The 24,884-nt window shown below is 46.3% G+C and carries 24 protein-coding genes; 7 read left to right on the top strand and 17 right to left on the bottom strand.

Features of this window, described 5'->3' with window-relative positions:
- Positions 1–16 precede the first annotated feature (16 nt).
- From LP316_RS14595 to LP316_RS14585, 3 genes are read right to left on the bottom strand one after another with little or no spacing between them, the layout of a single operon-like run.
- A complete protein-coding gene (locus tag LP316_RS14595; RefSeq protein WP_193021845.1) occupies positions 17–3,586 on the bottom strand; it encodes a conjugal transfer protein TraG N-terminal domain-containing protein in 3,570 nt (1,189 codons plus the stop codon).
- Positions 3,587–3,589: 3 nt separating this feature from the next.
- The gene (locus tag LP316_RS14590) at positions 3,590–4,978 is read right to left on the bottom strand and encodes a conjugal transfer protein TraH (RefSeq protein ID WP_193021844.1); all 1,389 of its coding nucleotides are present in this window, start codon (positions 4,976–4,978) and stop codon (positions 3,590–3,592) included.
- A gap of 2 nt (positions 4,979–4,980) precedes the next feature.
- Entirely contained in the window at positions 4,981–5,925 is a 945-nt protein-coding gene (locus tag LP316_RS14585) for a thioredoxin family protein (RefSeq protein WP_193021843.1), read from the bottom strand.
- A 237-nt stretch (positions 5,926–6,162) separates the two neighbouring features.
- Between LP316_RS14585 and LP316_RS14580 the strand changes: the two genes are divergently transcribed.
- From LP316_RS14580 to rsgA, 3 genes are read left to right on the top strand one after another with little or no spacing between them, the layout of a single operon-like run.
- Positions 6,163–7,338: a MerR family transcriptional regulator gene (locus LP316_RS14580; RefSeq protein ID WP_193021842.1), complete on the top strand. Its 1,176-nt coding sequence runs from the start codon at positions 6,163–6,165 to the stop codon at positions 7,336–7,338.
- Positions 7,339–7,349: 11 nt separating this feature from the next.
- Positions 7,350–7,892, top strand: a complete 543-nt coding sequence (locus LP316_RS14575) for a GNAT family N-acetyltransferase (RefSeq protein WP_193021841.1) — start codon at positions 7,350–7,352, stop codon at positions 7,890–7,892.
- Between the two features lie 9 nt (positions 7,893–7,901).
- Positions 7,902–8,939, top strand: coding sequence for a ribosome small subunit-dependent GTPase A (gene rsgA / locus LP316_RS14570; RefSeq protein ID WP_193021840.1), 1,038 nt, complete (start codon positions 7,902–7,904; stop codon positions 8,937–8,939).
- 90 nt (positions 8,940–9,029) lie between these two features.
- On the opposite strand, the gene LP316_RS14565 is transcribed toward rsgA, so the two are convergent.
- From LP316_RS14565 to LP316_RS14500, 14 genes are all read right to left on the bottom strand, one after another.
- Positions 9,030–9,728 carry a hypothetical protein gene (locus LP316_RS14565; RefSeq protein WP_193021839.1) on the bottom strand — a complete coding sequence of 233 codons (699 nt, stop codon included), beginning with the start codon at positions 9,726–9,728 and terminating at the stop codon, positions 9,030–9,032.
- Between the two features lie 89 nt (positions 9,729–9,817).
- Positions 9,818–10,891 carry a primase-helicase zinc-binding domain-containing protein gene (locus tag LP316_RS14560; RefSeq protein WP_193021838.1) on the bottom strand — a complete coding sequence of 358 codons (1,074 nt, stop codon included), beginning with the start codon at positions 10,889–10,891 and terminating at the stop codon, positions 9,818–9,820.
- A 91-nt stretch (positions 10,892–10,982) separates the two neighbouring features.
- Positions 10,983–11,324, bottom strand: coding sequence for a plasmid-related protein (locus LP316_RS14555; protein ID WP_193021837.1), 342 nt, complete (start codon positions 11,322–11,324; stop codon positions 10,983–10,985).
- Positions 11,324–11,821, bottom strand: coding sequence for a RadC family protein (radC, locus tag LP316_RS14550; protein WP_000797298.1), 498 nt, complete (start codon positions 11,819–11,821; stop codon positions 11,324–11,326). Before radC ends, LP316_RS14555 begins: the two co-directional genes overlap by 1 nt.
- 83 nt (positions 11,822–11,904) lie before the next feature.
- The gene (locus LP316_RS14545; RefSeq protein WP_193021836.1) at positions 11,905–13,560 is read right to left on the bottom strand and encodes a VWA domain-containing protein; all 1,656 of its coding nucleotides are present in this window, start codon (positions 13,558–13,560) and stop codon (positions 11,905–11,907) included.
- A 69-nt stretch (positions 13,561–13,629) separates the two neighbouring features.
- Positions 13,630–14,070, bottom strand: coding sequence for a hypothetical protein (locus tag LP316_RS14540; protein WP_193021835.1), 441 nt, complete (start codon positions 14,068–14,070; stop codon positions 13,630–13,632).
- A gap of 61 nt (positions 14,071–14,131) precedes the next feature.
- Positions 14,132–15,085: a DUF3150 domain-containing protein gene (locus LP316_RS14535; RefSeq protein ID WP_170355913.1), complete on the bottom strand. Its 954-nt coding sequence runs from the start codon at positions 15,083–15,085 to the stop codon at positions 14,132–14,134.
- Between the two features lie 98 nt (positions 15,086–15,183).
- Positions 15,184–15,951 (bottom strand): hypothetical protein, encoded by a 768-nt coding sequence (locus LP316_RS14530; protein ID WP_193021834.1) that lies wholly within the window; start codon positions 15,949–15,951, stop codon positions 15,184–15,186.
- The gene (locus LP316_RS14525; RefSeq protein WP_031500504.1) at positions 15,951–16,910 is read right to left on the bottom strand and encodes an AAA family ATPase; all 960 of its coding nucleotides are present in this window, start codon (positions 16,908–16,910) and stop codon (positions 15,951–15,953) included. The genes LP316_RS14530 and LP316_RS14525 overlap by 1 nt, the downstream gene beginning before the upstream one ends.
- Before the next feature lie 208 nt (positions 16,911–17,118).
- Entirely contained in the window at positions 17,119–18,135 is a 1,017-nt protein-coding gene (locus tag LP316_RS14520; protein WP_108716794.1) for a YqaJ viral recombinase family protein, read from the bottom strand.
- A 60-nt stretch (positions 18,136–18,195) separates the two neighbouring features.
- Entirely contained in the window at positions 18,196–18,339 is a 144-nt protein-coding gene (locus LP316_RS14515) for a hypothetical protein (protein WP_015066581.1), read from the bottom strand.
- 81 nt (positions 18,340–18,420) lie between these two features.
- Positions 18,421–19,239 carry a phage recombination protein Bet gene (bet, locus tag LP316_RS14510; RefSeq protein WP_000414662.1) on the bottom strand — a complete coding sequence of 273 codons (819 nt, stop codon included), beginning with the start codon at positions 19,237–19,239 and terminating at the stop codon, positions 18,421–18,423.
- Positions 19,240–19,318: 79 nt separating this feature from the next.
- Positions 19,319–19,738 (bottom strand): single-stranded DNA-binding protein, encoded by a 420-nt coding sequence (locus LP316_RS14505; RefSeq protein WP_012368368.1) that lies wholly within the window; start codon positions 19,736–19,738, stop codon positions 19,319–19,321.
- Positions 19,739–19,753: 15 nt separating this feature from the next.
- Complete coding sequence (locus LP316_RS14500; protein ID WP_000455722.1) at positions 19,754–20,080, bottom strand: hypothetical protein; 327 nt, start codon at positions 20,078–20,080, stop codon at positions 19,754–19,756.
- A gap of 367 nt (positions 20,081–20,447) precedes the next feature.
- Between LP316_RS14500 and LP316_RS14495 the strand changes: the two genes are divergently transcribed.
- The 4 genes from LP316_RS14495 (at position 20,448) to LP316_RS14480 (ending at position 24,847) form a co-directional block, all read left to right on the top strand.
- Positions 20,448–21,050 (top strand): hypothetical protein, encoded by a 603-nt coding sequence (locus LP316_RS14495; RefSeq protein ID WP_193021833.1) that lies wholly within the window; start codon positions 20,448–20,450, stop codon positions 21,048–21,050.
- A 141-nt stretch (positions 21,051–21,191) separates the two neighbouring features.
- Positions 21,192–21,371 carry a hypothetical protein gene (locus tag LP316_RS14490; protein WP_025610722.1) on the top strand — a complete coding sequence of 60 codons (180 nt, stop codon included), beginning with the start codon at positions 21,192–21,194 and terminating at the stop codon, positions 21,369–21,371.
- A 110-nt stretch (positions 21,372–21,481) separates the two neighbouring features.
- Positions 21,482–22,453, top strand: coding sequence for an AAA family ATPase (locus LP316_RS14485; protein ID WP_025610721.1), 972 nt, complete (start codon positions 21,482–21,484; stop codon positions 22,451–22,453).
- Positions 22,454–22,468: 15 nt separating this feature from the next.
- Complete coding sequence (locus LP316_RS14480) at positions 22,469–24,847, top strand: S8 family peptidase (protein WP_025610719.1); 2,379 nt, start codon at positions 22,469–22,471, stop codon at positions 24,845–24,847.
- Positions 24,848–24,884 lie beyond the last annotated feature (37 nt).

The following is a 24,884-nucleotide window of genomic DNA, read 5'->3' as shown; positions in this document are numbered from 1 at the left end:
TGGCTACCTTCTATTTTCAGTTCCTTCCTGATGCCTGGTTATAAGCCCTAATATCGATCAAGTTGTTCTGAGCATAATCTCCCGCAAGCGATGCATTTGAGATCACCGCTATCTGCTTATCCACAAATGCTTTATCTTCTTCGGACACACTGTCAGGAATGTAAGCGCCACTCTCATCCTTTTGACGATACTCATTTAGCATTTGCTCCCTTAGACCTAGCATTTCAGGCGACCAACTCGATGAGTCTTCAGAGTTGAAAACGCGCCCCGCCAAACCTTCATTGAAAGCTTGAGCGAACACTTGACTTTGAATCGGGGTCAATCCCATTCTCTGCCCTTCGCTGTATGCTTCCTGTTTAAAATCATCGGCATACTGTTCTAAGAACTCACCATATCGATTGTTAACTGCCGCACCGAATGCCCCAGCCAACATGGCTTCAGACTTAGTACCCCAGTTTACTTCGGAGGCATACTGCGAACTCGATCCACTGTATGCATCATTAAACGCCGTCAATGGGTTTTCCAAAGAGGTTCCGGCGTCAACGGCTGCTTTTAAGCCATCCCAGGTTGATTTACTGGCCACCGTTGCATTGTGCAAGAAACCTCGTGAGCTAGGGTCTTCAAGTGCTTGCTCCTTGTAACTCTCATAGTCTTCGCCAAAGTGATTCAAGGTATGCAGTGCTGCATCAGTATGCTTGCCACTGAAGTCACCAATAGCACTGGCGCTGTTGAAGAACATTTCAGCACCAGAAACTCCGCTATCATCAGCCATAATGCGAGATCGCCACTGAGAGCCAGCTTCACTGTTTAGTCCAGATTGATAGGTACTTGTGTCAGAAACTACGGCCTGTTGGGCTTGTTGTTGATGCGCATTTAGTTGTCCATCAACACCAGACAAATTAGTTTGGTAAGCTGATTGAGCTGCGTTGAACTGAGTTTGAACAGTTGCAGCATCCTCGTAGCCGCCCAATACACCCGATTCCACTTGGCTTTGAGTGCCACCAAAAGTAGGTGCAGTTGATGACAAGCCTTCATTAGAGCGTGGCTGAATAGATCGTAAATCGGCTCCGGTAGCCATGGCCATAACAGTCATTGCTGCTTGATAGTCATTGTCTCGTTCAGCGGGCGTCGAGGAGTTGCTATAGGTTAAAGACTCCATAGCTGCGGCCACATACGCCTGATTATCATCAGGTAGCAAGCGCTGATACATTGGAAGGTTTTCACGTAATCGGTTACCTGCTTCAACATGCTGGTTCATATAGCGACCTAAATAATCCATGACTTCAGGATTATCCGCTGCTAATCGAGTTAACGTCGCACCATCCGTGTTCCTTTGTCCTGATAGACTGTAGCTGGCCTGATCAAGCTCACTAAAGCGGTTTGATGCCGTGATAACGTCTTGTGCTGAACTCTGAAGTGACTGATAGTCTTGATTAGACAACGACATCTCAACGCCAGAGCGTCTTGAATCTGAAAGGTCCTTAACCATCGCATCGCGAAACTCAGCACGTCGTGAATCACTCGATGCCAAGCTTTGCATCTCCCCAGTGAGCGTATTTGCGGTCGTAGACCGAGAACTGCCTTCTGACGACTCAACTTGGCCACTAAAGTTACCACCTAGATCCAACCCAGCTCGTACCCTTGATAGTTTTGGTACACGAGATGAATCTGGCTTATCAACTCCAGGCAAATTACCTTGTGGAGAATCATTGCCTCCCGTTCCAAGAAGCCTCCCAAGAAAACCCTTATCGGCAACTTCTTTCTCACCGGGATTAGTAATGGTTCCATCGCCACCAACCCTTAGTCCGCCAGATAACACGCCCGATACCAAGCCACGTACAGCGTCTTTTTTATCGTCTCCGAAACCATACCGTGTTTGCAGGTCATCAGTGACCTGATTAACAACGGCGCTAGATGCGGAATTAGAAGAACCAATCTGACGTCCAACCGAAGAAAGGTTGTCGTAACTTAGCTTTTCACCAAAAGTTCGGCTCATGGTGTTGCCAACTTGACGGCTAAAGGCTTGAGTTGCCTGAGTCATGGATTCTTTTGCAGAGCCGACCATTGAACCCACCGCATTTCCGACAGAGAAACTGCTAAGTAGGTTTGACGCGCCGGTCATAGCAGAACCAGTGAGGGCTGAATTTTGGAACATTGACTGTGATTGCATCACCGGGGCATTTTTCGAGACATCTGGACTTGCCATCTTTTCATCAATGGCATCACCGTTTTGAAGACGTCCAGCCAAGTGGGTAGCGGTTATTGCTGAGCCATACACAAGCATGAGCGAAATCGCCGGAACACTCGACGCCAACATGCCGCCAGTAGCTATCCAGGTTTGCAGCACTGAATCCATCTGCATCATCCCAGCAAAAGATGGCACTTCTGTACCTGCAAATGCATCAAGAGCCGACATTTTCCCTGCAACGGTTAAATGAATATACAGGTTAATGATGGCCATGACAGGCATCCAAAGTTGAATCCAAAGCAGGATTAACAAGTACTTCCCGGCCATTCGCATCCCGATTTGGCCAAGGGCAATCACAAAGGCCATCAATGGGGTGATGGCGTAAATGAAACCCTCAAAAAACGTCATCATCGGACGAACGATGCTTTGGAACAGGGTCTGCTCCGCCGCCCATTGCGTATTGCGCTGCTCAATCGCTTGGTTAACCATAACGGCGGCGGTGAAAGCTTGATCATCCATATATTTGCCCGTCACGCTTTGCTCATAGATAGGCAAAAGCACCGACGCGGTCATGTACTCTTGGATGTTAACCGAATCCAAACCAAGGTTATTCAGTGCATTTCGGATCACGTCATCAGTATCCGTTGCTGACGAAGTTCCCAATGAGGCCGACAGAACCTGTTTAAGCCTTGGAATGAAGGTTGATTCTGTCATGAGTTTCAGTTGGCTGTAGGCATCGGTGCAGTCCAGATCGCTACTGCTACCACTGAGCATGATTCGAGTGCCATAAATGCGCGAATCAAACCTAATCGCAGTCATCGGGTTAGGATCACTCAGCACCTGATCGAGGTTCTTTTGGCCAATGTCGATACCAATCAAGGTGCACTCTTTGATGTAGTTAAACCACGATTGCTCGATGTCCGAACCGGCGACACGATTTGCATCACCCAACCCAGAGCGATCCATCACCTGTTTTCTCACTTTAATCAGTGACTGTAAACTGGATGCAAAGCCGTATTCCGTCATGGCGGGAGTTGAGAACGCCGTTTCAAACAATCGCGTGATTTGAAAGCCAACAGTCGAAATCGTACTACCTGCGGCAGCAACACCGATGGGCACATTATCAACCACTCGAACTTGTCCCGTGTACGCATCCTCAATGCTCACTCGGGTACTGGGCCCAAACATGGTTGCAAAGACTAGCCATGAGACTAAAACATGTTGAAAGTTAATCCCACGACCACCTTGCATTAAGGCCTGAACAGAGACCATCAATACCCCAATGAGCAAGCCAATGCGAACCATTGAAGTGAAATCGCCTGTACCAGTGATCATCGCGACAGCGTTCAGGACCTGCTCTAAAAAAGCCGAATCCCCGATGGAATAGATTTCCCACATGACCTATTCCCCCAACGCCGTAGATTTAACGGTGTAATAACGCTGTTTGCGAATGGTCTGAATCACTTGGTTAAAGTGCGCCAGCAATTCTTGCTCTGAGCCGTATCTTCGCTGTAACGCGGCGTATTCCTCATTGATTTGGCGACGTGCACGTTCAAGGTCTTCAGTTAACAACTTCGCATAGGCATGATCTTCTACACCAGAGGTACTTCTAGCTGCATTGAGCATGTCTTCAACCAATGCTCGGGCCATCTCAACAGCAATAAATGGCGCCGCTCGTGAAGCAAACGACCTAGCAGCCCCTTCATTTAATGCAGAAAGTGTTCGAATCATGCCGCCAATGCTCGCAGGAGCCGATGTCATAAAAGCCTTTTCGGTGGTGCTAGCAGCTCCTGTATTTCGAGCAAACTTAAAAATAATGCCGTTACTGGAACCTGTACCAAGAAGTAAATTTTCTACTTGGGTTGATAACCCCGTCAGGGTCACGTTAGTGATTGTCGGACTCAGACAGCCGTCTTGTGTCACTGTGTCACATCGGTACATAGCGACGTTACCGCCGTGAATTAGATGCTCAATAGTCACTTTATTGCCATTCAGTCTGGTCAGTTTCGGGGCTTTACCTTGGCCATCAGCGGCATTAGCTAGATCACCAACAATGATCGAACCAGTCACCGACATAACTGCTTCAAGAAAACGGTCATCCCCCGATGCAAACCAGCTTGATGCCGAATGACGTTTCAGTGCTCGCCAAACCAAATTACCTTTAATCGTTCTGTTTACATCAGATGCCGCGACACTCGAAGCGTTCTCATATGGGTTCTTACCATTGGACTCACTCCAACTGGTAAAAATGTCCCCAGCCCCTTTAAGTGAGCTCAACATGCTGGCTTCTGTTTGCCCCTTTTTACCAAAAGCAGCCAGGGTATCGTTCACGACTCCCTGAGCCATTTGACAGGAGTTACCAAAATACTCGTTCAACTGCTGGATTTTCTTTTGCAGTGTCTCCATGTGCTGTGAGCATTTCTCACACATAGCACTGAGCGCCAATTGGAATGCATACCCCTTGGCGTTTGCAGCAACAGAGCGAAGTAATTGAACAAACTGATCCGCGTTAACAAATGACAAACTTCCCGCGAACATATCAATGCCGCCACAACCGGCTTGGAATGACGGTGGCACCATAGAGACGAGGTTCTCGTTCATGATCCTGTTACGAACAACAACGCTTCCGCCAGATATCACACCACGCCGTTGACTCTCAAATACGCCAGGCGCAGTGGTGTTGGTCATTGAACCAAACAACTGGTTCATCTCCTGTTGCAAGCTTGCTTGGCTCATAGATGAAAAACCAATCGCACAGGCGATTAGCGATACTCGTAATACTTTTTTCATTGTTATAACCCTCCTTGTGCACGCAGATAGCGAACAAGGAACTCAGGGTCCTGTAATATCTTTTCGTTAAGCTCTTGGGCTGACATCGCGAGTGACACGCCGGGTTGAACAGGTCTGGTGGCATAGTAAGTTTGATCGTCAATCCAACCGGCTTGATGGGCTGCGAGAATGATTCGATTATTGAGCTCATCAAGGCTCATTGCTCCTTGTCCAATCGGAGTAATAACGTTAGGCGGGTCAACTAAGAACACGGCAGGGACAGTCGTAACGGACAAGGATTGTGCTTGTCCTGAATCGACTTTGTAATTGGGAAACTCTCCACCGGGTAAAGGCATGCCATCGACAGCAATAGCAAACACCTCGAAACCGTAGTTTAAAGCCATGGATTCGATGATAGGCGCTTGAGCGTGGCAGTAAGGGCAATCCGAACGATAGAAGAAGAACAAGCCAGCTCGCTTTGCTACTTCACCTAAAGCAACCTCCCGTTGAGCGCCAGCTTCACGGTCCATCCGATTGGCAGCATAGGTCGCCAAGGGTCTGCGACTGATTTCATCCAAAACAGGATCGCCCATGACCACCTGCTGACTAACATCAGCAAACTGTGAGCCCTTATCCATCATGACGCGCTGGAGGTACAGATAGGCTCTGACGTTCTCATTCGTCGGCTCATCAATTGCCTTGTCCATAAACGACTGCATGTGCTCACGAAACCAGGCAGCACTGAAGGGCTTTAGCTCGCTCTGACTGGACTCCACGACACCAGATTCCGGCTTAATAAGCTCTTCAGCCTCCGCTGGCTCAGGAATGACCTGATACCAAAACCAGCCTTCCTGACCACGCTGATAGAATTGCCCATCACTGGCATGGGCGGGCAAGATGAATAGAAAGAAAATAATGATTGGGATGGTCACCCATAGGATGAACCAAGGTAACAAAGGGGTTCTCATTGTCAGCTCCAGAAAATGTCACAGAGCTACATGCTAAAGATCCCCATAAAAGCGATTAGCCAGATAGATGAAGGAATCGTGTGTGTTTCTGACTATCTAGCTTCTAGGTTCTTTTACACGAATCAGTCTTCTTCACACCACTCAACAATCTCAAAATATTTATGAAACTCACTTGACCTGTCTATAGCTTCACAGTTTATGCTGTTCACATATCAACCTATATGGACAAACACTGAGATGTACCTAATTACAGAGTTGGCCACAAAAGCAGGCATCTCAAGAACCACGCTCTTATATTATGAAAAGCTTGGTCTTATCAGAGGTATGCGCAGAGACAATGGTTATCGGTTTTATGGGGAGCGAGACTTACAACGACTCTACTTGATTAAACAGTTGCAGAGTGCAGGACTCTCACTCAAGGAATGTCAAAGCTGTTTAGAAGAAAAAATAGACAAAACCACTCTGCGTGAACGATTAACACAACTAGAAAAAGAAATCGAAGATAAAGTGAAAGCCCGAGAGCTGTTACTTGGCTTAATTGGTGAAAAATCACAACGGCAATTGCATATCTCATTGAACCAAAATGCACCAAATGAATATGCAAATTGGTTACATAGTCAGGGCTTTGAAGAAAAAGACGCGCTCAGAATTAAATGGTTATCGAAAGACATGAATGAACACGAACGCTACATGAAAGATTTTATGCAGGTTTTCTCAACCGTAGACCGTTGGGGCCCTGGTTCAGAGCAAGCGACCTTACAAGCCTTGCAATGCATCCCAACGCAGGCCCCCAAACATATTTTAGAAATTGGTTGCGGAAAAGGCACATCGACCATTCTACTCGCGCAAGAAACAAGCGCGATGGTTACTGCTGTTGATAATGAATCGCTTGCCATTAGCACACTCGAAACCAAAGTGCATGATTTAGACCTTAATGGACGAATACAAACACTGTGTGCATCAATGACTGATTTGCCATTTGAGCACGGCAGTTTTGATGTTATTTGGGCTGAGGGGTGCGTCTATATCATGGGTATAGCAAAAGCTCTTCTGCAATGGAAACCTTTATTGAAAAAGAACAGCTATATGATGGTCAGCGATTTAGTTTGGCTCACTAATGAACCTGATGAAGAGTCAAAGAAATTCTGGCTAGAAGACTACCCTGATATTTCAGATATTCCCTCTAGATTAAAACTGTTTGATGAGTATGGATACGAAATCGTAACTCATTTTTCTTTAGGGCTAGATGGCTGGAAAAATTACTGGGAGCCACTTGAACAAAGAATTATCGAGCTGAAAAAGCAAGGATTTGATTCACAAGCAATAAGCGATATCGAAAAGGAAACAAGCCTTTATAAAAAGTTTGCTGGCAAGGACTTTACCTACCAGTACTTTATTGTGAAAACCAAATAAGAGATATTGAGATGAATTATTCACATTATAAACCTGAACAAAAAAACGAATTAATCGCACTGTTCAAAAAGACATTTACAGACTCGGAAGGTGAAAACGAAGGCGCTTTAATCGCCAAACTTGTTGATGATTTCTTAACCTTGCCTACCAAAGACGGCGATCTTTATGTATTTATCGCTCAAGATGACGACGCTCGCATCGTTGGTGGCATCATTTTTTCAAAGCTTTCCTTTCCAAAGGGTGAAAGCGTATTTATCTTGTCACCCGTTGCAGTTGCGACAGACTGCCATGGGAAAGGGATTGGACAAGCACTGATCAATTTTGGATTTGAGACTCTCAGAAACGCTGGCGTATCTGTGGTAGCCACATACGGCGATATTAATTTTTACTCCAAGACAGGCTTTGCTCCGATCAGCGAAGATGTACTCAAAGCCCCCTTTACACTGTCATACCCCGAAGGTTGGATTGCACAATCAATGCTTGGTGGAAACATAGCACCAATAGAGGGGACACCAACCTGCTTATCTCCCCTTGATAGCCCTGATCTTTGGTAGGACAAACTGATGCACACTTTTTCATTGACTGATTTAGGTATGCGCCCATTCTTTCAACAGCAACTTACGTTGGAAGAGCTAGAGAGTTGCTCGCTTGGTCGAATCGTCGAACATCATAAATCAGACGTAGTACTGATGAGTACCAATGGGACATTACGATTTAACCTTCCACCCAAAATCGATTCCGTTTGCGTGGGAGATTGGGTTGTATTCGATCAAGAACGAGTACTTCGCGTACTTGAACGACAGTCATTGTTTCAACGAAAGGCCGCAGGCAGTGCCATCAAACGTCAGCTCATTGCTGCAAATATTGACACGGTCTTAATCGTCAGCTCGTTAAATGATGATTTTAGTTTAAATCGAATTGAGCGTTATTTAGCACTGGCCAATGATGCAGGTGTTGCACCCGTTATTGTACTTACAAAAGCAGATTTATGTCGCAATGTTGATGATGTTCGAGAACAAGTCCAAAAACTTGATCTCTTACTAAGTGTTCATTGCATCAACGCATTGGATCCTCAAGATGTTTCTGTACTTGAAACCTACTGCCAGAAAGGCAAGACGATTGCCTTTCTGGGCTCCTCTGGTGTTGGAAAATCGACGCTAGTAAATGGCTTACTTGGCCACAATGAAATGGAAACTGGGAGCATTAGAGAACAAGATAGCAAAGGTCGCCATACCACCACCTATCGGGCCATCAAATGGTTACCAAAAGGAGGCCTTTTGATGGATACTCCTGGAATGCGAGAGCTACAACTTAGTGATGTAAAAGAAGGTATTCAACTTACCTTTGCCGATATTGAATCACTTGCCTCTCAATGTCGATTTAGTGACTGCCAGCATGAGAACGAACCGAATTGCGCGGTCAGAAAGGCCGTGGAGAACGGTGAGCTATCTTCAAGACGGTTAGCTAATTACAAAAAGCTGTTGCGCGAAGACGCACACAATAGTGCGACCTTAGCGGAACGAAGAGCGAAAGATCGTGCATTTACTAAGATGGTTAACTCAGTTCAGGAAAAAGCTCGCTCCGCTAAAAAATTCAGATAACAGGTACAATTGCACTTTGGGCACTCTGGTTCAATCTGTACTTGTACTTGTACTTTTACTCGTAGAGAAAATTTCACTCGTTTATTAAACTCAGAATACTGTAACCAATGATTTTATCGAATCGTTTGGCACAATAACGAAGTGCAACTTGCAGCCATCAAGCTGCCAGAATTCAGCCTGCTGTGCATATTTTTTTAATTTATGTATAGCTACTCGTTCTGGCAATTGAGCTTTAATTAGTGCAGGACTTGTCAGCTTTGAAGTCAAAGCCTTCCAAGGATGCTTAGGTACACCGTCTGAAAGCCGTTCTACAAACCGTTCCAGTGCATGACGAGTCACCACGACAGGTCCAATGTTCGGAACGTTGATGACCTCATCGATTTCTCTCACTGTAGCATTATCGACGCTGTATTCTTCGAAGGAATGTGAGAGCCAATCGTCCCGCTTCTCTACCGAGATCTGTGCTTCCAGGTATCGAGTGAGCAAAAACCTAGTCAGGCTGTAAAGTGAATGCTGAGTTGAGCGTTGTTTCTGTAACTTTTTGATGGCTCCTTTACTGACCCGGACTTGAAGGCCATTGCCACTTCGGTTACTCCCCATCACCTCTTTCACTGACAATAGGTGGTGAATCGCATAGAGCTCAGCTGCAATTGGCTTTTGCTGCTCAGGTAGCTTGTCGTATTGCTCACCTAAATCGACCTTTAGCTCACCACCTCTTCGAAGTCCGGTCTTCCAGTAAACCGTAAACTCACCATCAATCTGCTTTGTTAACAGGGTTAATACCATCATGTTTGTTTCTCCTATTGGTTATCTATTTTTCATTCTCCATGTTTTTTCAAATATGCAAGGCGCAAAAAAAGGGGCCGAAGCCCCTTAGATCAGATATGAACTTTCGGAAAGCCCATGGCACCGTAAACATTCAGCACATCATTCCAATCCCAACTTTTCACACCGAGTGACGTTGGTATCGGAGGGATCAAGACTTGTGTCAGAATGCCTTTTTGCCAGGCTTTTTTCTTAAGTTCATTCGCTGCATTCAGGCCGGTCTCAGAGAGATCGTGATCTGCCCAGATGTACAGCATTTTCACATTACTTGGTGGTTCAAACCTAGCCAGTAGCGTTGCATTCACAACCGACCAACATGTTTGCCCCGTTGCTCTGGTTACCGCTAGGGCCGTTTCTATACCTTCAGAAACACCTAGTACTTCACCAGGCTCACCTATAGGAATGGCACCACCAGTGATTGTTCTGTCACTTGGTATCGGCATCATCTTTTTAGGCTTTTCAACCGGCGCTTTGAATCCATCTTCACTTAGGTAGATCCGATGGAACGTGGCCGAACGCCCTTGCTGAGTAACGATTTTACCTAGCAGCGCTGGGTAGCTATCGATAAACAGACCATCTTCATCATGGTAAGGCAAGTTTGGATGAAACCTCAGCACCGAATCCCATTCAGGACGAAGCCGCGTAACAATGCCACGACGATGCAAGTAGTTCCAAACTGGTTGCGCACGAGTATCTGCAAGAGATAGCGTTTCTCCCCAGGTTTGATTCAAGCGATGGATAATCGCTTTGTCCTCGTTCTGCTTTCTAGTCTTCCAATCAACAGCGTTACGCGTTATTGCCCGAGAAGGTGCTTGTATTTGTCCGGGCTGAATACCAAGAACCTGGCCGATTGCTTCAATAGACTGAGCAAAGTTCCACCCATTAATCCAAGACAACAGTTCAAAGCCATCATGAAAGATACCGCAGGTATTACAAACGCCACCACCGGTGTATTCAGCATCTTTGAACAGCCTAAAGCCATCACGACCGCCATGAACAGGACAAGCCACATGACGGCCTTTTCGAGCAATAGCGGCATCAAGTTCTGGCACCAACGCCGCCAGTATTTGAAGCCATTGGCCATTAAGATATGGCCTCACTGTTTCAATCTGTAAAGGTAACGCCATATAACCTCCTTAAGTAAAAAGCCGACTCCTACCACTGGTGGTAAAAGTCAGCTTGGGTCCTGCATTAAGCCGTTTGGTTAATGCAGGAACGTTAGTCAAGCTGGATATCATGTCGTCTTAATAGCCACATGATGGAATCACGAAGCACATCAGGATCGACAACCGCAGCCATCGCGCAAACACGAAAGCAAAATGGCGCTATTTCGTCATTTTGAATCCACGACAACACATCCTTGCGCAACCGAGTGCTGACACGACCGTCCAGCAATACTCGGATCGCATCCAAAAGAATGCCTTCGCGTAACTGCCAGATTTCCCTGTCAGACCAAGTGACTGGGGCATCATCAAACTCAAATAGAAATTCGAGCTGTGATGACGTGTGTTGATGGGACTGCTTTTGTGATGAAGGAGAATGGGCAATGCGCCCATTCATTAAAGATAACCGCGTTCGGCAAGCGAAACGCAGCCCTCGGATGCGACCACGACATGGTCAAGCGTTCGAATATCAACAAGTGACAAGGCGTCACGGAGTCGATGAGTGATGCGTTTATCAGCTTCACTGGGTTCAGGATCACCCGATGGATGGTTATGAACCAGTATCACTGCTGCTGCATTAAGTTCTAGCGCTCGTTTTGTTACTTCCCTTGGATACACGCTCGCCGCATCTAAAGTACCTTTGAATAGCTCTTCAAATCGAATGACGCGATGCTTTGTATCAAGAAACAGTACACCAAAGACTTCGTGCTCATACTCGTGCATCAGAGTTTGCAGGTATGAGAACGCCGATGATGGCTGTTCAATTTTGCGACCTTTACTCAATCGACCACGGGCAAGTTTAAGCGCCATATCTAAGATATCCGCTTCAGTCACTTGCTCAGGAACGATGTAAGTACCGGCTTCTTCGCCAGCTAAGAACTTTCTGTTTTTCATAGGAGTCTCCAAAAAAAAGCGGAGACGAACCCATGCCCTGACGGAGACGGAATCGTCCCCGCAGGGTGGTAAAATTGATGTGGTTACTGAATTAACAGTTGTTGTGTTACTTCGAATAACTCACGCTTTAGATCTTTGACGTCATTAATCACAATGCTTTGAGGAAAGAATTTCTCAACACTGCGTGTTTGAATCCCGATCCCCAGAAGCTCAAAGCCACTGCGTCTGCACCGGTCAACAATGTCATGCGTGGCAGCCCAATCATCTGGGTCACCATCCGTTAGCACTATCATTAGCTTTCGCTTCTGTTTTTGCGCTAACAAACTGTTTGCCGCAAACCACATCGCTTGTGCCATAGGCGTACAACCTCGTGGTTTTTGGTCAAAACAGGCGGCCCGATGTCGAACCGATTGCTTGGGCAATAACGCGATAGAAACTTCCTGATGAATACCAGGAAAATAACTGACCGCAGGTACAACACCCGGTATGCCTTCCAGTGCCATGGCCAAAGCCAAAGCGGCTTCATTGGCAACATGAAAGTACTTTCGATTACCTTCGCCAATGGGTTTACCCATTGAACCCGATATATCGACCAGCAAGTGCACAGCAGCATTAGGCGCAATGCGAGGTTGCCTTTGAATAAACAATCTCGACTCACCTGCTTGTGAAGCGGCAAGACGATGGGTTGCAACTCGAAGACCGTGCCTTTTGGCATGATTCCGATTGTCCTGACTGGACTGAACCATGCCCCTAAGTCGGGCTCGAATTTGAGCGGACTCAGACGCCGATAAGGTCAAGATGGCCTCATCACCCAACATAGCTTGCTCTGCTTGGGGCAAACTGAGTGGAGTTACACCCTGATGTCCTTCAGCTTGTTCCGACAACACTTCTGCCACTTGGGCAAAGGTATCGGGTTCAAACTGAGCGGCACTGGCCTCTAAGGCTTGTCGCAAATTGTCAGCTTGATCAGAGTTATCTGAATCCCCCGTTTCAGCAGCATCCCCCATTGCAGACGAGTCTGCTTCCGGGGTTTGACTGTCACTACTGTTATTGCTGTCATTACTCGCATCTTGTCCAATGTCATTACCGCTATCAGCATCCGACTCATCCTGTGGTGGACGAGATTCGTCTTCCAACATGACAACGATGGCATCGACAAGTTTCAGCACTTCACCTGTAGACGCTAGGCTAGGCACTGCTGTCAGCATGGCGCTTAACCGGCTCATCGCTGCGGCAGGAAAGAGTTGTCTCACTCTTTCATCGACTGCTTGATACAAAGGCGTCAGCGCTTTCTGGCCCAGAAAATGGCATCTCAAGCGGAACAACAACCATGCTTGCAAGTTAGATGCAGGCTCAAGCTGTTCAGGTACACACATTTGCTGTGTGTCCACCATGTACTCAATCACTTGCGAAATACTGCGCCGGGTTCCGGGGTAATCCTTTGCCAATTCGTTTTCAATGCGAACATCCTCAATGATATTGAGAAGTGCCTTACGGATCGGCTTGGACGACGCCTTCTGCACCATGTCAAAATTAGTATGCCGAATATGCGCTGCTTCATGAGCCAGATAACCCCAAGCTATCTGTTGATAGTGTGGGTCGTCTGGGTTTGCTGTTGGGATCACAATCCGCTCACCATCGGTAAACGCATCTTGTCCTTGAATAAGCACCTTCACACCAAACTTTTCGCCATAAGCGGCGGCAACGATTGGCAGTGCGTTTTTTAATGGATGATTCATGGGAGTCTCCTAATCATTAGGGGGAATACTCCCTCAGCGGGAGCGTTTCCCCGCTGGGAATGTGGATGTTTAAACCTGTGCTTTTAGCTTATCCAGGTCGTATTTTTGACCTAACCAAGGCACCAATTGAGCAGGACTCTCGTGCTGTTCAAATGACGTTTTAAGCTGGTCTAAACTCAGGATGTCATCCAATGTCAGACCGTACTGGTCTTGTAACTGAGTAGACACCTCGTGTTGATATTGCAGCCAGTCCCGCTCATGAGCGGCTTGCTGCAATGCCATGTTTGGAACAAATACCATGGCTGATAACCAAACACCTTGTGCGTCCGCATCTGCGATCAGCACAGGGTTCTTAGGGATCACGACACTATGTGTTGAGTACGACCGTTGTACTAACGTTCGACAACACGCCACTTCTGGTATCAATTCACTTTCAACAGCATCAGTCACACCACGAAAATGCGGTTCAAACTGGTTCAGTTGGCTGGGGTTATGGATGGTTGATTGCATAATTTCCTCTTACATAGTTCAGAGGACATGCGCCCTTCAGGGCAACATGCCCTCAAGGACGTTAGAAATAAAATGAGTTTGGTACAGTCGAACCAAGGTTTGGTCTGACGGTTGGTTGTGGTATTGCACGTAAGTTATCTGCCTGAGCAGATACTGGCTGTGCGGGTTTAGGTTCAGGTTTGGGCATCAGTTGTCTGATATCCAATTGACCTTCACCGTGCATTCTCATCTTGTCTGGATCAGACAAAATTAAAATGGTCGCCATCAGTTCGTGATAGAGATTGTCTGTCACAGGGCCGGTCTTCGGCAGACGAACAAATAAATTGTCCATCGCTTCAACCATCGGCTGAACTCGATGATCCAGGAATGACAAACCATCCAACTTGTCTCTTAATCGCTTGAGAGGATTAAGGGCTCGCTGGCTGATTTGATTCTTACCTGCAACGGAACGCTCAAACAGTTCATTGGCATCACGAGCCACCTCCCTAAAGAGGGTGTGTCCCATACCATTGACCTTGTCATCTAAGCCACCAGCTTGTTCAGCTGGTTGCATTCGATAAATGGCATAATCGAACTGAAGCCGTTGTTCCACGTCTTCGATGGGTGACAGCGCACGCCGGATTGCATCTGCAAATTCCGGGTGTTTTGCAACCCAGTCAAACGTCACCTGATCATAGTTGTCCAAGAACAACTGCTTGCACTGCGCAAACTCCAGACCTATACGGTCAAGCTCTGGAACAATCTGATCAATTCGGTCTTCAGGGACGGCATAGCCACCTAAAAACCGCACACCGACTTGCTCACACAAGCGCTGCGCTTCTTTCTTAAGCCTTTCAAAGTTCGCCAATGCCTCAGGGTCGCAAATTTTTTTACTCCCTAAGCTGGCAACATCCTTCGGTGGAAGTTGGCTGCCATTGGCTAGTCTGAAATCTTCAGGCCTTAGTTTTTTTCTACCGCTCCAGATGGAACAGTCGATGTGACAAATCAAAAGTTTGTCGAGGGTTTGAATACTCATAGTGCATCCTCATGCGAGATGGGGACGCACCACTCCCAACAGGAGCAATGGCCCCCGTTTGGGTGGTAGTAATTGACGCGCTAATGGCAACACCACTATCAGAAATAGTAATTTTGCGAATCAGGCGACGATTGGTTGAGATCGATTTTCGCAGGCATTAAGTCCAGTGCTTCAGCTATCGGGCGAACCCGCTCTAAATCACTGCCTAGCAACCGCAATACATCTTTTTCCAACTTCAGTTGGTCGGATACTTCTATCCCTTCAGGACTCGCTACTGTGAGCGAACACAGAGGTGGTAATTGACGCTTAAAAGCCAGCAACAGCAACAATGGCCACGGGCCATCATCCGTGTTAACAATGCCAGCGCCTTCACCTGACACCATGCTGATTTGATTGGTACTAGGTAATCCGCTTTTGCAAAACCCTAATGACCATTCTCCAATCCTGACCTGGTTATCATCAATAACAGCCAAGCCATAGGCTTCAAGCAGCTTTGCCATATCGAACAACGCTTTTTGCGCCAGCGAGATTTGGCCATTGACGTCCTTGCGAGTACGAAACTCCCAACTGACGTTATTGGCGCACGCTACGCTATCAAGCGCATTTGAGAGTTCAAATGGCCGCCCTTGATGATCAATGCCGACTTGTCCAACAAATCGATAACCCTTGTTGATTTTCTCATTGATTCGTCGGTCTGCTTCAGCGTTAGGATCAGTCGAGTCAATCAATCGCTGCTGCGACAATTGACCGGCTTTTCCAAACCGAACTTCAATCTCCTGGTTATCTGATCCAACATAAATGGCCCATTCTTTGGCTGTCCCATCAGAATGACTGTAACGGTAAAGAGCAAAGCACTTTTCCATCATCAATCCTCCCAGTGATCACCGAATACATCAGCGGCAATACGGTGAATGGCTTCTCGTTGCTCCAACTCAGCACGAGCCGTCAAAGACCGAACCAGTGCATACTCCACTGCGTTAGGAGCACCTTTAAAAGCAAGTGTTAACTTTGCCCAGCGCACCAAGGTCCGAGTGGACATGGTGATACTAAGCTCCGCACCGCCATCCGCGCCCCCAATAAAAAGACGACGAATGTCACCAGCCACCTTCACCATTTTTTGGCGAAAGACTTCTGGCAAGCCCGGCGTAACGTTCTCCAGAATGGCTTCCTCTACAGATGGCTCTGCATAGGTCGCTTCAATGATTCTAAAGCGATCAAGGAAAGCCAAATTCTGTTGAAGCACGCCTTGATACAAGCCCGTTTGATCACCGCTGCCCGCACTGTTGCCGGTTGCGATAAAACGAAACTTGTTATGTGGCATGATGATCTCACCGCCATTTTGTGCGATGACCAACGGGGCACCTTCCAAAATGTCATTGAGCCCAGCCAGTTCAGCAGGCTCAGCAAGATCCATTTCATTAATGATCAGCAAATGGCCATGCTTTACAGCCAGTGCCAGCGGTCCATACACAAAGGTCATGTTGCCATTAACCAGCGTGTGGTGACCGATAAGATCGGACAACTCCAATCGACCGTGCGCAGTAATTTGCTGAACAGGCCAATTCAATCGAGAAGCAACTTGGCAAATTAGCGAGGTCTTACCGCATCCAGTGGGGCCTGTAATATACAAACCGTCACCGTCTGGGTTAGACAAAAACGCCAATACGTCACGTAAGTCTTCTTTTCTAAAAACATACTCGTCCTTGCGAACGGGAATGTTTGGATGGGTAGTGTCGGCACTAAATCCTTCCAGAACGAAAGCATCAGGAGCCGGGACATTAAACGCTTGATTCACTTGAACCAAAAATGGAGATTGTTCAGTCATGGTAAACCTCATCTGTTTTGACGAGGCACCATGCCCAACAGGGAATGAAGTCCCCGTCGGGTGGTGTGTTGATTGTGGTATGGCTGTGTATGTAAGAGTTCAGCTCGCTCTATCATTCGTACCCAGCATTGGCTACGAGTGAAACTGCTTTCTGATGCACTCGATGTAAGCGCATGAGAAAGGAGCCGAAATCGGCTCCAAGTGAACGTTAAAAATAAAATGAGCTCGGTGAGTCACCTGGCAGAACCAAGTTATCTTGCTCAAGACTGATTTTGATTGGTGTTTCAACGGGCTGCTCTGGCTTATTGGTGCTAATGCGCAACCGCTCTTGTGGCGCTTTTCGGTAAGCGGCTAAAACCTGTTCATCCAGCTCGCCTAACTTATCGGTGGCCAATTGCTTATAGTCCACCGTGCCCGCCATCATGTAGCGGCTGAGTTTGACCCCAGCATAGTCGGCATGAGCGTAGTTACCCATCATGGCGACCAATTTTGACTGGGCGTCTCGCATTTCCTCTTTCAAAGATTTAATGTGATTTTCCAGTCGGACCACTTCGGCATGTGCTGAGCAATACTGTCGAGACAGCGATGTCCAACGGTATTGGGCTTCACCCTTGGGAACAAAACAATCTTGCTCAGGGCATTTTGACGGTTCTTTTTTGGTCTGTACTAACTCCCAAAACTGAAGCGCTGTTTCTTGCAACTCAGTTAAGAACGCCGCGTCTCGTTGTATTTCAAACTCAATCAGTTGATCCTCAAAATAGAAAACCAACCAACCTCGCGTGCTATTGGCGACCAGTATTTGATGCTGTACTTGCACCCAATACAACTGGTACGCCTCGCTTTGTTCTCGGTGAGATTGCACATCCTCAAAAACTGACTGGCAAGGACATTTCAGTTCAACGGGTTCGCCCGCATCGTTGATGCCATCAAAGCTGGCTCGAAAGATTGCGTTATGATCGGCTTCTGCACATAACGGCAGAAGAAAGTCATTATGCGCATTCTCAAATGCTCGCCTTGCTTGAGGCTCCAACCTTATACCGCGAAGCACATTTGGATTATTCGACAGGTCTTCCGGTAATACGAATCCGGTTTTTTCTGCCCATAATCGCCAAGGTGTTTTGTAGGGTGAACGCCCCATAATAATTGGGGCTTCAGATGCCGTAACCCCTGCAATGCGCCACTGGTGCCATGCAGGAGTACGTTGTGATAGGTCGATAACCTTCATATTGCCTCCTTTGAGGGGAGACTCCCCCGAAGGAGAGAACTCCCCTTCAGGGTTAAGTGGTTACTTTGCAGCTTGTGCTAACGCTGTTTGGTGCTGAACAACACTTGCTTGAACCGAATCAATTGCCGCTTTACCGGCTTGAATCGAACCTAAGACAAGGGCAACAACCAATACCAAGCGAAAAAGTGAGGCTGATTTAGTCATGGAAGATCTCCAAAAAAAGACGAGACCTTCCCCCTGACGGGAGAATAATCCCGCCAGGGTTAGTAAAATGAATGCGTGGCGCTAAGAAGCTAAAGGCTGTGTGAGCGCTTTGGCTGCTTGTTGCTGTGCATTAAAGATTTCTTGTTTCGCAAACGTCAGCTCAACACCTTGAAAATGTTCATTGGCATATTCCAATGCACTATTCCAAGCGTTTGAAGCTTCCGCCCGCTCGATAAGCTTGTAAACAAGCCCTCGGGTTCGATCATCAACTTGCTCGGGTGGAATCACCGATGGCTCAACAACGTGTGTTGCTTGGCCCTCGATAATTCGCTCTGCTTCGTCTTGATCGAAAATTCCCACAAAGCCAAACGCAATGCGGGAACACTGGATCATGGATTTATGTCTTAGCATTCGCTTAGTGTGCGTCTGCCATGGACCATCTACACGGTAAGGGCCATTTTTGCCGTTGCCTTCAAAAGGTGGTCGATAGACTTCATCCAGATACTCAGTGATTTTGACCGGGTGCGAACGGTCGCGCCGGTAGATGATGCATTCCATCCATTCCGGGCATTCTTTCGCGCCATCCAGGGAGACTTTGTTTTCTGAAGTCTTAAACTCCATGCCATCAAACTGGTCGTGTTGATTAATGATGCGAGACCATCCATCGACACCTACCACTGGAATAATCCCAGCTTGTTTATCAGGGAACGCAAAAATCTCTTTGGTGAAAGGGTTCAAGCCGTACTGATCTGCAACCACCAAGAGCGCCATCATCTGCTCATTGGTCGGTGCACTACCGTCACGTTGCTTGAATGCTGTTGCTTTTAGGGTATCGAACAGTTTGTTTGGATCGACACTAAAGCGCTCAGCAAAGCGTTGAATTAGCTTTGGTTTTTCCATTGTGGACTCCGACAATCAAAGTGGGAGTCTGCCCCTGACGGGAAAGTACTCCCGGCTGGGTTAAAGCGTTTTTGCTCGGTTAAAAATCTGGTTCAGGATATGTTTGTGCCCAATTAGCTTGGGAGCTCGCATCATCCGCCGGTGATGGCTCAGATGCTTTGTTCACACTATCAAGAAGCAGAAACTCGTCCGCGTCCACTTCGGTCAATCGATGCTTAATACCATCTTTCTCCCATGAGCGCGTGCGCTGAGGCCCTTGAACAAAAAGCTTCGCTCCTTTTTGGATCAAATCTTTTGCTCTTAGCCCTAACTTAAATCCACCACGATCTCGAAAAACGACCCGATGCCATTCCGTATGCTCTTTGAGCTCATTGGATTGACGGTCGCGCCATTTCTCAGAAGTGGCCAGCGAAATGCTGGTCACCAAATCACCTGATGGATAGGCTCGCGTCTCTGGCTCAGAGCCAACGTAGCCTATGAGTGTTACTTGGTTTTTCATGATGTTTTCCTCGTCTTAGTTGAACTCTGTGCACACAGTCGCTTCTACCCGGCTGGGCAAAGAAGACTGACGACGCAGATAGGTTGGTATTTCGAGTAAAGCCATGTCGTACTGATGTGGCTCTTTGTAAAACGCAGATGTCAAACGGGGCATACCAGGAGCTTTAGGCACTGCCATTGGACGACGTTTTGGTGTTGGTGTGAGCAATCGCTTGATTTGAGTAAGTACAAATCGAAACGGGCGCACGCTTTGACGAGCAAGCAATCGCAAAAGCGACCAGCTCAGTTTTGCAAGCAACATAATGCCTGCGATTTGGATAATAAATCCGAAGATATATTCCATTGGTGACTCCTTAATTTGGTTGTGAAGGAGTCACCCCCAACTGGGGAAAACTCCCCCAGTTGGGTGGTGAAAAGGCGAACCGCAAGGAACGCATGGTTGAGCATGTAAAAACATGCAGGCTATTTGTTTAAGGAGGCTAGCTACCTCTTAGTACCACTGAGAAAACTCAGCGGCGGGCTTCCTTTGAGCTCATGCTCTCAGGCGCAGATATCACTGAAACAGATCAGCAATATTTGATAGTCAGTGTAACCGTCTTATCCAGACAGGATAGTTAGAAAGATGCTCAATTCTTCCACCTAGCTGAAAGGCCATTACCTCACAGAGGATTAGGCTAGGGACTGATTATTGTCATATCAGGAGCAAACTTATGGCCCAAGCAAAACCCAATTACTCTAAACCCATCTTTGAACAATCATTCACAATTAATAGCTTACAGGCGCAACGTGTCGTTGACCGTGTTTTTAGACGGACGGTCAGTGCGCTCTACGGAATCGATGTCATCCTACGCATCATTGGCGATGAGAACGAAATTGATGAAGTGGAACAGATCATTAGCCAGCTGATCGAGGATTGCGCGAAGGCGGTAGACAACGAACAAGTTCGTTTGGACAAACTGATGGAGTCCAACGGCATCGATGAAGTACCTGACTACACCGATCCGATAACCTTCAACGCAAAAATAAGCTCGCCACAGGTTGGCCAGTTTGTCGGCTTAGTGCGCAAACTCGATGCGTTGATGATCTCAATGGACACTCTCTGGTTGTCTAGCGTGCTTAGCAATAAGCAACGTGTTGATGGCAACTACGCATGGCAACAGCGCATTATCAAACTGGCTCGGCGCATTATTGATATAGAAATTCGAGCCCGAAAATCAGCTCAAGCTAAGGGTAAAGAAGCAGAAGTTGAACAAGCGGTGCCTTCAACCGATCACGATATCACTGAAGAGGAAACAGATACCCCCGCCAACTAGCCAACTAGGCTCCCATCAACCAGCCCCTCTCGAAGGGGCTCTATATCGCTATCCATGCTATCCGTAATGAGTTCAATAAACAGTATACAATGTACGCATAATGCAGTACATTGTATTGCTTATTTATCATGGAGAAGCATAGTGTCGCGTTCAAAAGAAGAGACTTTGTCAATACGAACATCTAAAGAAATCAAGCTGTTGCTAAAAGCAGCAGCGGAAAAAGAACATCGCTCTCAAGCATCTATGATAGAAATACTAATTTTGGATTATGCAAAATCGAATGGGCTAAGCCCCATCATAGCCTCAGATAATACTAAGTAGTTACGTCTGATTATTTTAAATCGTTATTAATATGATGAAATAATTAGTATTTAATACGACAAAAGACTGAGTAATTCGATTATAAATGAACAGTGCAAAGGGGAATAATAGTGGCTAACGGTAAAATACTGAGACAGTTGATTAGGGCTGGAACCATTGGTGATTCCGAGGCCTTTCGGCTTGCTTCAGAAGCTGTTATTCAAGATGAGCGTCAAAAGCAACATCACCTTCTTGCAAATGATCTTGAGCAGATATTGTATGGTGAGCATTTAAGACCGCTTAAACAAAATGGACGTAACACTTTGCCTACTCCTCCTGTAGATAAAGAGCGAGGACTACCACTATTAGATGTTCGACAAGCTCAGCGACCAATAGAAGAAATGGTTTTACCTGAATCTAGTATCGCACCCATCGAGGAACTTCTTGAGGAACACCGCCGTGTCGATGTGCTGAGAAGTTTTGGAATGAAGCCGTCTGGAAAAATTATTTTTCATGGTCCTCCGGGTTGCGGGAAAACCTTAGCAGCTGAGGTAATTGCTTTTGAGCTTGATTTACCTCTTGCAATTGTTCGTCTCGATGCGTTGGTATCTTCTTTTTTGGGTGAAACAGCCGCGAATCTTCGCAAAGTTTTTGATTTTGTTGCTGAACATTCTATGGTGGTTTTATTTGATGAATTTGACGCCATAGGCAAAGAACGTTCTGACTCAGGCGAACATGGCGAGTTACGCCGCGTCGTTAACGCAGTGCTTCAGATGATGGACGCTTATCAAGGGAAGAGTCTAATTTTAGCAGCTACAAACCATGAGCACATTTTAGACAGTGCTATCTGGCGACGCTTCGATGAAAAAATTGACTTCCCATTACCTGATGAGCTGCAAATACAACAAATTCTTTCACTCAAATTGCGTGGTGTACGTCGCCAATTTGAGTTAGATGATAAATCTATCCTCGGGATATTTTCTACAAAGAGTGGCGCTGATATTGAACGTATTGTTCGTAGAGCAGTAAAAAGGATGATCCTACGTAGTCAGGAATTTTTGACCGTTAAGGACTTGAAGCAAGCAGCTTCTCGAGAAAGTTAAAAAAAGGGACTAGGAATGGCTAATTATGAACATCTTAAGATTGAAAGAGAACTGCTTGAAAATGAACGTAGAACAAGAAAAATCAATATTCCAAGACATCCACGAGGTGATCTTCGTGGGCATGGTCAAAAATTATCCAGAGACTTAACTGAATCATTCAAATTCGCACAAAGTCAACAAACGTCACGCCCTGGTAATTTTGTACTGAAAATTCGTTATACGGGACTTCTCGATATTACCCATCTAAACAAACATGGTATCGAGTTTGTAAGCCAAGAAGACAATCATCTGTGTGTTGTTTTTGTTGATGAAACCGGAATGGCTGTGTTTGCAGATCACTTGCAACGTTTAGGTTTAGACGATGCGGAGTTGACGTACAAACAGATTCTCGAAGCCATAGAGGGAATCGATAACTGGACAAGTGAGGATCGGAAGAGTTGGGCTCTCAGAAGAAATGGCTTACCAAGGTCAGAAAAATTTCTCTTAGATGTGGAACTTTGGCCTGTGGCTGTTGCTTATCATCCTGAGAGGTTAAGCACTTGTGATGCATTTGAGCGTTGGTTAGTTCATAACGGAATACGGCGAACAGATAAAGTTAACCTTGATAGCTTAATAATGTACCGTCTGGAGGTTAACTCTAGTCAGGCGAATGTACTGCTGAATCACAGCGATGTTAGGCTGGTTGATCTCCCACCCAAGAGCGGTATTCACTATAGCCAATTGAATTGTGACATCGATAGAATTCCTGAAGGAATACTATCCCCTACTCATCAAGCTGCCAGGGTTTGTGTTCTTGATAGCGGAGTAAATACTAACCATCCCCTGTTGGCACCCGCAATTGCGGAAAGTGAAGACTTTATTGGTGATACAGGTGGCATGGATTTGAATGGTCATGGCACTGCTGTCGCTGGTGTAGCTCTGTATGGTGACTTGGAAGCGTGTAACTCAACTAATTATTGGCACCCTGAACTTTGGATTTTCAATGGTAGAATTCTTGATGAGAATGCGGAGTTTGACTCCAGTTCTATCGAAAAAACTCTCATTGAAGCTGTAACCTATTTTGTCGAAGAACACCAATGTCGAATTTTCAATTTGTCGTTAGGGAATTCCAATGCACCTTACGATAATCGTCATATTCGAGGAATTGCGTATGTCTTGGATAAATTGGCTAGGGACTTCAATATCTTATTTGTCGTTTCTGCTGGGAACTTCTCAGGCTCTATCGATCCAGATGTGCCAAGACATAGCTGGAGAGACGAGTATCCAGAATACCTTCTAGCTGACGAAAGTATTATCATAGATCCAGCTCCGGCACTAAACGTTCTAACGGTGGGAAGCTTGGCTCGACATAATGCGACTTTCGATGCTCAACGGTATCCTGAAATTGGGCAATTGGCTCCAGCCACAGAAAATCAACCATCCCCATTTACACGTCACGGTCCCACTATTAAAGGTGCAATTAAACCCGAGCTGGTAGCTATGGGTGGAAACTTGGCTTCTCCAATAAGAACAGGCAACGAACTCAATGCAGTTATGCGAGGCATGGGGGTACTGACCTGTAATAGTCGATTCGTTGGGAACACATTGTTTAGCGAAATTAGCGGAACAAGTTTTGCGGCACCTTACATTACCCATCTTGCAGGTCGTTTATTGAATAACTACCCGAAGGCTTCTGCTAATTTGCTCAGAGCACTACTGGTTAATCATGCGAATATGCTGTCGGAGATTGAAAGCAGCTTTCCTGAAGATATGAAGAAATCTTATAGGAGCGCAAATGGACGAGATGCGTTTAGAGATATAGCTGGTTATGGTGCTGTTGATGAGGGGGAGCTTTTTAGATCTTCACAAAATGCCGTTGTCTTAATGGCTGAAGAGAAAATTGAAAACAACTCGCATCACTTTTTCGAACTGCCGCTTCCCGATGATTTTTTAAGGTCTCAGCGTGCTTCCAGAGAAATTAGAGTTACTCTGTCTTATTGTCCAGCGGTCAGGACAACTAGGATAGACTATGTGGCCACTAAAATGTCTTTTAGGTTAGTCAAAGATCAGTCGCTTGAGTCTGTTCAAAGGCATTTCAATCACAGTACTCAGGATGAAACTAAAACCAGAAATGATGATGCTACAAGTAATAGGGACATAAGTGCTGAATTAAGAGGTAAAGGTACAGTTCAATCTTCAACTTGGCGGATTAAACAGCCGAAGCCTTCTGAAAAGTGGTTTGTTGTAATTACTCGACAAGATAGAGATTGGGGTGAGGCGTTGAGTTTCGAACAAGAAGACTATGCCTTGGTTGTGACTGTCACTGATCGAGAGAATGAGGAAGCCCAGCTATATAGCCAAATATCACAACGCATAGAGCTTAAGGCGAGAGAACGTGCACGGGCTCGAGTGTAGGGAATTCTTGTTCTGTATAAATCACCCATGGAACGGG

The organism is Thalassotalea sp. LPB0316 (assembly GCF_014898095.1).
Taxonomy (GTDB): Bacteria; Pseudomonadota; Gammaproteobacteria; order Enterobacterales; family Alteromonadaceae; genus Thalassotalea_G.
This window is presented reverse-complemented; position numbering and strand designations above follow the sequence as displayed.

What these genes read in the sequence shown, in the direction of transcription:
- LP316_RS14540 (WP_193021835.1), bottom strand. Translation starts at nt 14,070, where the DNA reads ATGCAATCAACCATCCATAACCCCAGCCAACTGAACCAGTTTGAACCG.
- LP316_RS14500 (WP_000455722.1), bottom strand. Translation starts at nt 20,080, where the DNA reads ATGGAATATATCTTCGGATTTATTATCCAAATCGCAGGCATTATGTTG.
- LP316_RS14585 (WP_193021843.1), bottom strand. Translation starts at nt 5,925, where the DNA reads ATGAGAACCCCTTTGTTACCTTGGTTCATCCTATGGGTGACCATCCCA.
- LP316_RS14480 (WP_025610719.1), top strand. Translation starts at nt 22,469, where the DNA reads ATGGCTAATTATGAACATCTTAAGATTGAAAGAGAACTGCTTGAAAAT.
- rsgA (WP_193021840.1), top strand. Translation starts at nt 7,902, where the DNA reads ATGCACACTTTTTCATTGACTGATTTAGGTATGCGCCCATTCTTTCAA.
- LP316_RS14530 (WP_193021834.1), bottom strand. Translation starts at nt 15,951, where the DNA reads ATGATGGAAAAGTGCTTTGCTCTTTACCGTTACAGTCATTCTGATGGG.
- bet (WP_000414662.1), bottom strand. Translation starts at nt 19,239, where the DNA reads ATGGAAAAACCAAAGCTAATTCAACGCTTTGCTGAGCGCTTTAGTGTC.
- LP316_RS14515 (WP_015066581.1), bottom strand. Translation starts at nt 18,339, where the DNA reads ATGACTAAATCAGCCTCACTTTTTCGCTTGGTATTGGTTGTTGCCCTT.
- LP316_RS14580 (WP_193021842.1), top strand. Translation starts at nt 6,163, where the DNA reads ATGTACCTAATTACAGAGTTGGCCACAAAAGCAGGCATCTCAAGAACC.
- radC (WP_000797298.1), bottom strand. Translation starts at nt 11,821, where the DNA reads ATGAAAAACAGAAAGTTCTTAGCTGGCGAAGAAGCCGGTACTTACATC.
- LP316_RS14505 (WP_012368368.1), bottom strand. Translation starts at nt 19,738, where the DNA reads ATGAAAAACCAAGTAACACTCATAGGCTACGTTGGCTCTGAGCCAGAG.
- LP316_RS14565 (WP_193021839.1), bottom strand. Translation starts at nt 9,728, where the DNA reads ATGATGGTATTAACCCTGTTAACAAAGCAGATTGATGGTGAGTTTACG.
- LP316_RS14535 (WP_170355913.1), bottom strand. Translation starts at nt 15,085, where the DNA reads ATGAGTATTCAAACCCTCGACAAACTTTTGATTTGTCACATCGACTGT.
- LP316_RS14560 (WP_193021838.1), bottom strand. Translation starts at nt 10,891, where the DNA reads ATGGCGTTACCTTTACAGATTGAAACAGTGAGGCCATATCTTAATGGC.
- LP316_RS14495 (WP_193021833.1), top strand. Translation starts at nt 20,448, where the DNA reads ATGGCCCAAGCAAAACCCAATTACTCTAAACCCATCTTTGAACAATCA.
- LP316_RS14575 (WP_193021841.1), top strand. Translation starts at nt 7,350, where the DNA reads ATGAATTATTCACATTATAAACCTGAACAAAAAAACGAATTAATCGCA.
- LP316_RS14545 (WP_193021836.1), bottom strand. Translation starts at nt 13,560, where the DNA reads ATGAATCATCCATTAAAAAACGCACTGCCAATCGTTGCCGCCGCTTAT.
- LP316_RS14520 (WP_108716794.1), bottom strand. Translation starts at nt 18,135, where the DNA reads ATGAAGGTTATCGACCTATCACAACGTACTCCTGCATGGCACCAGTGG.
- LP316_RS14595 (WP_193021845.1), bottom strand. Translation starts at nt 3,586, where the DNA reads ATGTGGGAAATCTATTCCATCGGGGATTCGGCTTTTTTAGAGCAGGTC.
- LP316_RS14555 (WP_193021837.1), bottom strand. Translation starts at nt 11,324, where the DNA reads ATGAATGGGCGCATTGCCCATTCTCCTTCATCACAAAAGCAGTCCCAT.
- LP316_RS14590 (WP_193021844.1), bottom strand. Translation starts at nt 4,978, where the DNA reads ATGAAAAAAGTATTACGAGTATCGCTAATCGCCTGTGCGATTGGTTTT.
- LP316_RS14525 (WP_031500504.1), bottom strand. Translation starts at nt 16,910, where the DNA reads ATGACTGAACAATCTCCATTTTTGGTTCAAGTGAATCAAGCGTTTAAT.